The sequence below is a fragment of the Caldisericum sp. genome, from assembly GCF_049967455.1.
Taxonomy (GTDB): domain Bacteria; phylum Caldisericota; class Caldisericia; order Caldisericales; family Caldisericaceae; genus Caldisericum; species Caldisericum exile_A.
Genome location: NZ_JBMFSR010000045.1, coordinates 1 through 7,339, shown reverse-complemented (window position 1 = coordinate 7,339; position 7,339 = coordinate 1). Strand labels below are relative to the sequence as shown.

Annotated in this window: 7 protein-coding genes; all 7 read right to left on the bottom strand. The window is 33.3% G+C overall.

What is annotated here, in order from left to right; genetic code table 11:
- Nucleotides 1–88: 88 nt before the first annotated feature.
- The 7 genes from ACP5SP_RS06950 to ACP5SP_RS06920 all read right to left on the bottom strand — a co-directional run bounded on the left by ACP5SP_RS06950 (nt 89) and on the right by ACP5SP_RS06920 (nt 7,232).
- Nucleotides 89–922, bottom strand: coding sequence for an SIR2 family protein (locus tag ACP5SP_RS06950; protein WP_428076332.1), 834 nt, complete (start codon nt 920–922; stop codon nt 89–91).
- A 25-nt stretch (nt 923–947) separates the two neighbouring features.
- Nucleotides 948–1,946 carry a hypothetical protein gene (locus ACP5SP_RS06945; RefSeq protein ID WP_428076331.1) on the bottom strand — a complete coding sequence of 333 codons (999 nt, stop codon included), beginning with the start codon at nt 1,944–1,946 and terminating at the stop codon, nt 948–950.
- A 161-nt stretch (nt 1,947–2,107) separates the two neighbouring features.
- Entirely contained in the window at nt 2,108–2,890 is a 783-nt protein-coding gene (locus ACP5SP_RS06940) for a hypothetical protein (protein ID WP_428076330.1), read from the bottom strand.
- 25 nt (nt 2,891–2,915) lie between these two features.
- Nucleotides 2,916–4,295, bottom strand: coding sequence for a restriction endonuclease subunit S (locus ACP5SP_RS06935; protein WP_428076329.1), 1,380 nt, complete (start codon nt 4,293–4,295; stop codon nt 2,916–2,918).
- 8 nt (nt 4,296–4,303) lie between these two features.
- On the bottom strand, nt 4,304–5,188 hold the full coding sequence (locus ACP5SP_RS06930) for a DUF5655 domain-containing protein (protein WP_428076328.1): 885 nt from the start codon (nt 5,186–5,188) through the stop codon (nt 4,304–4,306).
- Nucleotide 5,189: 1 nt separating this feature from the next.
- Entirely contained in the window at nt 5,190–7,001 is a 1,812-nt protein-coding gene (locus tag ACP5SP_RS06925; RefSeq protein WP_428076327.1) for a restriction endonuclease subunit M, read from the bottom strand.
- A 42-nt stretch (nt 7,002–7,043) separates the two neighbouring features.
- On the bottom strand, nt 7,044–7,232 hold the full coding sequence (locus ACP5SP_RS06920) for a hypothetical protein (RefSeq protein WP_428076326.1): 189 nt from the start codon (nt 7,230–7,232) through the stop codon (nt 7,044–7,046).
- Between the last annotated feature and the right edge of the window lie 107 nt (nt 7,233–7,339).

Sequence of the window (7,339 nt, the reverse complement as noted above, 5' to 3'; positions counted from 1 at the left end):
ACATTACTCCCTTTGGAGAGTTAAGAATCTAATCAGAACAAAAATATCAAACAGAAGTTTGTAGTAGCAAAATGAAGATTTTTAAAAATTAATTCTTAGGATTTATGCGGGTCCGCTCGGTGTCAACTGATAAAGTCGGGAAAAATTGACTTGCTCCTGTACATTCAATATACTCATATCCTTTACTTTCCAATATATTTTTCATTTCTCCTTCTGGATGTTGAGGGTTTATCCAAAATAGTTGGTAATAGCTATAATTTCTTCTTTCGAATACTCTTTGCATATCCTTGTCTCTACCTGAGTAACCAAGCACCATAACACCATGCACGCTCAAAACTCTAACTAATTCGTCTTCAATTTGTTGAGGCAACCTTTCCAAATCTACAGGTGTATTTCTCAGCATACCTTTTCCTAAATCTCCATGCGGTTTGTAAATCCTCACTTTCTTACACTGTATTAGCGGCTCCGAATTTGTTAAATCTTCTTCTGTAGAAATAACTTGTATATCCAAACCTTTTCCTTTTAATGCATCTTCAATATAGTGATCAAAATTTGTAGTAACAATTGCTCTAATAATCCCTCTCCTTGCTAATTCTGCAATCAATTCATGTACTTTTCCAGGTTTTCTACTACCCAAATATTGCTGAAGAAAATCCTGCTGAGCAGGGTAAGTTGGATAGAGGTTTTCAATTAATTCTGAGTAACTCATTTTTGCATAATTACTATTTAGAAACCACTCTTCATAGTTAATGCTTTCCTTTATTTCATTATTCTCGGCTGCGTAAAGTAGGCTTGCAGTTTTAAGCATTAAATCCCACGCAGTTGGTACCTCAGCGTCTTTTGATACCCCTGCACCCACAAATAGCGCAAACTTCTTCTCTCCAGGTTGTGCATTTGCAATTAGCTTAATAATTGGATTCATAGTCTCTCCTTCCTTTTATAATTTTTTACCGCCAAAATCCCAGCTTCTCTATAAGCAACCTTCTTACCAAGTAATTAGCATTGCTTACATCATAAATAGAGAGAGATTCGACTAGTTTACTAAATTTATGTGATGAAATTGAACTTCTCAGATTGCTTACTAATAATATAGCGTCAACTAACTTTATCTTAGAGTCTCTAACAGAACTTCTCGCCCAAGAAGATTTTTTAACAGGCTTCAATTTTCCACTTTTAAGCAAATGTCTTTCAATATTTGTAGGTGTTGACCTTAAGATCCAGCTAAATAATTCTTGTGTATTTATTCCGTCTTTTTTCAATCTTGCTTCCAGATCTTTTTTAATAACAGGGTTCCATTTTCCATTAATAAAACTTGGCTTTTTTTCGCTTGCCCTAATCTCCAACCCTAACTCCTCTATAACTGAATAGAACGCAATAATGGCATAAGCAAACTTTACATAGTCTGAAGGAAAAGGTGAAAGCTTGTAATAAAGAGAATGAGATGGGTCTAATTCAATTGGAGTAATAGAATATAAGTAATTTCCAAGTTGATATTTTAATAAGGCATTATAATAAACTCTTCTAAAAGACACCTTGCAAGCAATTTTACATGCTAACAAAACTTGAGGAATGGCATGTATTTGATTACCGACCATTTTTTCTTCTAACATAAACTCCTGCGCCATAAGCTTCCTCTCTTCCGATGAAAATGGTAGGATTGAAGTACGATCTGCTTCATATAATTCTGCATTTAATAGAGTTAAGGCTGCACTAATTAATTCCAAAACTTTTATAGCATTTTCTATGCTGCTTGTTTGAATTATCGCTTCTTTGCATTCTACTTCAACATCATTTCCTTCAGAATCTTTAATCCTACAAGTAACATCACTTTTCCCTTCCCTTGGAGTGTCAAAATAAATAGAAAAGTACCTTCCTTTATAAGGTTGCTCACCATAATCGCTTTTACAATCAAGATCTATATACCCTGAATAATATTTTTTGAGCACCTATCTTTCCTCTGTTCAATCGTTCTTTATATTCACCCAGAAGTCATATATTGATTGTTTTAATCTATCTCTTGCGTTCTCATAATCAACTATCATTTTATTATTATCGCTTTTCGGTATTGAGCGATTATGAGCAATACAGTTAGTCAAATTAAACTGAATCATATCAATTTGTGCTCTTTTAAAGCTTCCAAGAATTTTATTGTTGCTTCTTCCATTACTTTTACATTGTCTCGCTCAAAGTATATAATTTCTTTTTCATAGTCTAAGCCAGCCAAATGCTTCTCATCTATGCCTTTTTCAACCAATACGATCACATCTTTATTTGCACCTTGAGCAACTCCCCGTTCTTTAATTAACCAAGAAGGTGTAATATATTCACCGGTTTCTAATTTATCTCTTTTAACAAAAATGATAATAAGAAGGCCTGAATTAACTATTCTTTTCTTTACTTTTTCTGATATGTTATCTTTAGAGTATCGCTCTCCTGTTTCAAAATGAATTTTCAAAGCTGTGAGAATACCCATAAAATATTGACTTATATTTTTATCAGATTTGCTAAAGCTCATTGAGATAAAAGGAACGATTTTTGGCTTCTTATTAGCAACAGTTTTCTCAGTTCCCCAGAAATTCTGAACTCTTTCACGATAAATTTCCAATTGGGTGATACATTTGTTAATACGTTTTTTATAGTCTTGCAATTCTTTTGCAAAGTCTATATCTTCTCCAACAAAAAATATCCCAGCCCCAGTGTTAACATTTTCTTCAAATTTTTTTGCATCGTCTTCAGAAAAAAGCGAGGCAAGCAAGTCTTTTGAACCATTGTATGCTAAATAATAAGCTTCAGCAAAACGGTTTTCATATGTTGCGTTTTCTAATAAATTTTTAAATTGTGTGGTTTTTTCATCTATTAGTTTAATTGCTTTACTCTTTGAAATTCTCACAATTCTCTCCCTTTAATTAACTATATCATATTTCTTCGTTGCCTAAAATTATTCTTTCGACTCTTTCTTTTGCTTCTTCTAAAATGGTTTTTGCTTCTTCCTGCAATTTCTTGGCTTTTTGCATCCTTGTCTTAACTTCTTCAGCAATTTTGTTTTGGATTTCAAGAGGCGGTAAAGAGACTTTAATAGCCTTAATATTATCAGGAGATAAATGTTTATTTGTTGCCCCTGTTATTTCTCTCATTAATTGATACTGCCCAGCTTGGGATAGCAAGAAAGCTTGAATAAAATATGGATTAAATCTATTGTTTACAGAGAATTTAATCATATCTCCACCAAGATAAAACTCTTCGTCCGAATACCACAAACCCACCTTACCGATTGTTGCCCCTGTTATAACTATTATAATTTCCTCTTTTTTTATCTTATGCTCAGATTTAAAGATATTCTTTGCGGTAACATATTCAGACGTGTTAATTAACCCGTTTTTGAGAATATTCTTAATTTGTAATACTTTTATATCTCCATCTTTTTCTTCTTCGCTTGGAAGCATACCTTTTATGAGATCGTTTTTAAAAGAGTCTTTTAACTCTTTAACTTCGAATTTGCCTTGATAAATTGACTTCTCTACTTCTTCAAACTTCGGCTGATAGTAATAGGGATCAACTCGACCTCTTATTGATGAAGAATCTACAACATAGGACATCTTATCTTTTAATTCTGGCAGTTTTATCCCTAATTCATCAAGAATATAATCGCTTATTGAGTCAAGAAGTTTCTGGGCTTCGACTTCATGAGATTTTTTGATAGAGTATACTTTGTCCATTAATGCGACGATTTTTTCTTGTGTTTCAAGAGGCAGAAGAGGCACTTTTACTTCTTTAACTAAATCTATATTTAGATTATCAACGACCCCTCCCAGCGTGACTCTCTTAAAAAATTTATATATTAAGTTTGTACTTAGAAGATAATATAAAAATTCTTTATTCAAATTTCTATCTTTTTCTCTTAATAATAACCAACCATCATGGATACACCCTGTTGTCTTCATTATATAAGGTCTTCCAAAACTCATAGAATTTGATAATATAAAATCTCCTTCTTTAACTACTCTTGAGAATTTTACGCCTTCGGGTTTTATTTTTTGATTTGTTTTGTAAATATATTTATCAACACCTTTTGTATCCCCTATTTTAATCCAATTTACACCATTTTCTTCAGTAGTAAAAAACTTATTAATTGGTCTTGGAGAGCCACCTCGACTGATTTCAAATATATCCGAAAGTTTAACAATTTTCCATTTTAAATTTTCTAATTTTTTCTCTAGCTCATAAAACTCTGGCTTATAATAAAAAGGGTCTAATCTTCCTTCAATCTCATTAGCATAAACTTTAAAGCATTCCATTTTCGCCTCTATAATTTGCTTTCATAACTCTGCTTGATTATGTCCATGCAGTAATTAATATCCTCCAAGGTGTTTACCCTTATTTTTAGGTTGCCGGTTGCCCAGTGTCCCTTTTCTGAAACATCCACTAATTTATTTTCTGGGTCATTTACATCTCCTTTATTAATATCAACATGTACCCACAAACCCTTGTCCTGTACAACAACTTCTGCAAAATTCGAATTTAGTTCATAAGCAACATAATACTTTAGTGCCTTTTCATTTATTTTGTCGTCTAATTTCAAAATCCTTTCCTGGAGCTCCTTAAAAAGCTCTTTTGTTCTTTCTGGCTTACCTTTCAAGTGGTCTTCTACTATATATTCTTTATAAACAATGCCTGTTTTCTTTTCCTTTTTTGGCTGCACTTTTTCATTAGGCAAAACAATGTCTTCAACAAATAAAACATCATTTTCATACAAAATGTATTTCTTCAATTCAATATTTTCAGAAATCCTATTTACTGCATACTTGTCATACTGATTATATGATTGCGCAACTAAAATGAGTCTTGGAGCATCCCAGCTTACTTTTACATTTTGTCCCAGTTTCTTTTGTACAAGTATCTCAAAGTCGCCTTGATGGTCAACGAGCCAGTCAAGATAAAAAAGTCCTTGATTGATTACATTATCTTTTTCGCTTTCTTTATATTCAATTATTACGGGAGACCCATCCTCATCTATTCCTAATGTATCAATTCTACCACCATGAGTTGTTGTAAATTCAGAAGCTAAAAATCGAATCCCCAAAATCTCCTCAAGATTGCTCTCAAATAATTTTTGCAATTCCTTTTCATTTTTGAATTTCTTAATTCTTAACTTTTGAGCCTTTTGATTATTAATCTTGAAAATTGCCATTTCATCCCCCCTGATAATTAGCCGAATTTTCTAAGAACTTATAGTATTCTTCAATTATTTTATCCAGATCATTTTGTGGGTCTTTTCTTCCAGTTGCATCGTATCCGATGTGTTCTGCAATTGCCATAAATATGGGATAGTTGCCTATTACCTCATCATTGCCTTTCCTTCTCAAAAAAACTAACGAAGCCTTAACGCCTGCTCCATAATGGCTGAAAGCAAATTGAGGTAGAGATACAACTGCTAATATCTGGCATCTTTCCATGATAAAATCTCTCACGTATTGTAGTGACGAATTAGTCAGAATACCATCTGGTAAAACTATCCCTATTCTTCCATTTCCTGGCTTAACGAAATTTATTACTCTCTCGATGAATAGAATTTCGCTTTTCTGGGCGTCTTTTCCTTTTCCTAGCTCGTACTTATCTAAATAATCCTTTTCCGTCCTTTTAATTGTTGCACCAAATGGTGGATTGGTTAGCACAATGTCAAAATGGTCTTTCCCAAATCCCTTATGAATGGCTTGAATCTCTTCAAAATCTCTTAATGAGTCTGTACTGATTACATTAGTATGGCCATCATCATGGATAATCATATTCATTTTACATACACGGGCAATCTGGTCGTTTATTTCAATACCATAAAGATTTTGCCTTGCAAAACTATGCCAGTGTTCCCAAGCCTCATTTTCTTCATAATCTTTCTCTGCGGATTCTCGAACATTGTCCATTGAATTAAGGAGAAATCCTCCACTCCCAGCAGCGGGGTCTAAAACCAAGTCATCTTTTGTAGGATTCAATATTCTTACTGCAAACCGAATTATCTCTCTCGGTGTAAAAAATTGGCCCATCTTACCTTTGAAAAAGTCTGTCATAAAGGTTTCAAAGGCAACTCCTTTTGTATCTAAATCAGTTTTTGTAAGAGCAATTCCCTGCAAATGCTCTACCACGCTATAAAATATTTTTGGGTCCAATCTTATATCTTCTTTAAAAACTTCTGCATCTTGTTCTTTTGCTTTTTGGTATATTCCGTTTATTCTATTAAAAACCTCATCTGCTGTTTCATGCGTTCCTATCTGAAATTTATAAGGAGATCCCTTAGTAGTGTCTTTTTCATCTTTCAACTTACAAAATAAGAGTTTTGATACTTCATCAAAGGCTGTTGTTGGAGCAAGGCGCCCTCCCTGCCAAACTGTATCATGGGATTTCTTTAATGTCTGGATTAATTCTTCTTTTGAAATAATTTTCAGCTCATCCTGCGGTTCTCCCTTTATAAATTTGTATTTTGGAGCTTTTCCGTATTTCTTTGGGATATCTGCAATTACATTTTTTTCTCTTTCATTTGGCTTAAACTCTGCTACATTAAAGGCTGTTCGTGTTGTTCCTGCAATCACTGCTGCAAATTGCGCTCGCATACTATTAGCATTTCCAAAAACTTGTTCAATGGCTTGTTTAAATTCGGCGTCAGTGATACCATCTTTTTTACATTCGACCACAAGGTAAGGCTTTTTTAATTCATCGTCTTCATAAACGACAATATCTGCTCTATCTTCTGGGGTTCTTCTTGGGACTGGAACCTCTAATCTAATTCTATTAGGATTATAGCCGTAATCTAAGACCAATTCGCCAAAAAAAGCAGCTCTTACTTTTTCCTCAGGGTCTTTTAAATTTTCCTTATGCTCTTGAGCTGCATTATAAATAATTTTTGATTTATCTTCTGCAACGGAAATAATGCCTTTGCTTATTCCTCGCTGAATATCTTTTTCATATATTGAATCATTGTTGTTTTTCGCTCCACCGTTTTTCCTTTCCATGCCAAGCCTCCACTCTTTTTATTTTATTCTCTTGACAAATATTTACAAGATTATTTTGCTTATTTTTAATCTCTTTTCAATTATCTCTTTCAATCTCTTTAATGCCTTGTCCCTTCGCCATCTTATTGCTTTGCAGGTGATGCCGAGATTTCTGGATAACTGATGGACTGAAGTATGCTTAAAATATAACTCGTAAAGGATTTCATAATCCTCTTTATCAAGCTCGAGCATTGCATTATTTATACCTAAATTGAGCGATTTTTTATTCCTTTGGAACCTTCTGAAAAGAGTAAAGGTTAGAAAAGATTAAATCCATGCTCTTTTTCAGTGGATTTATC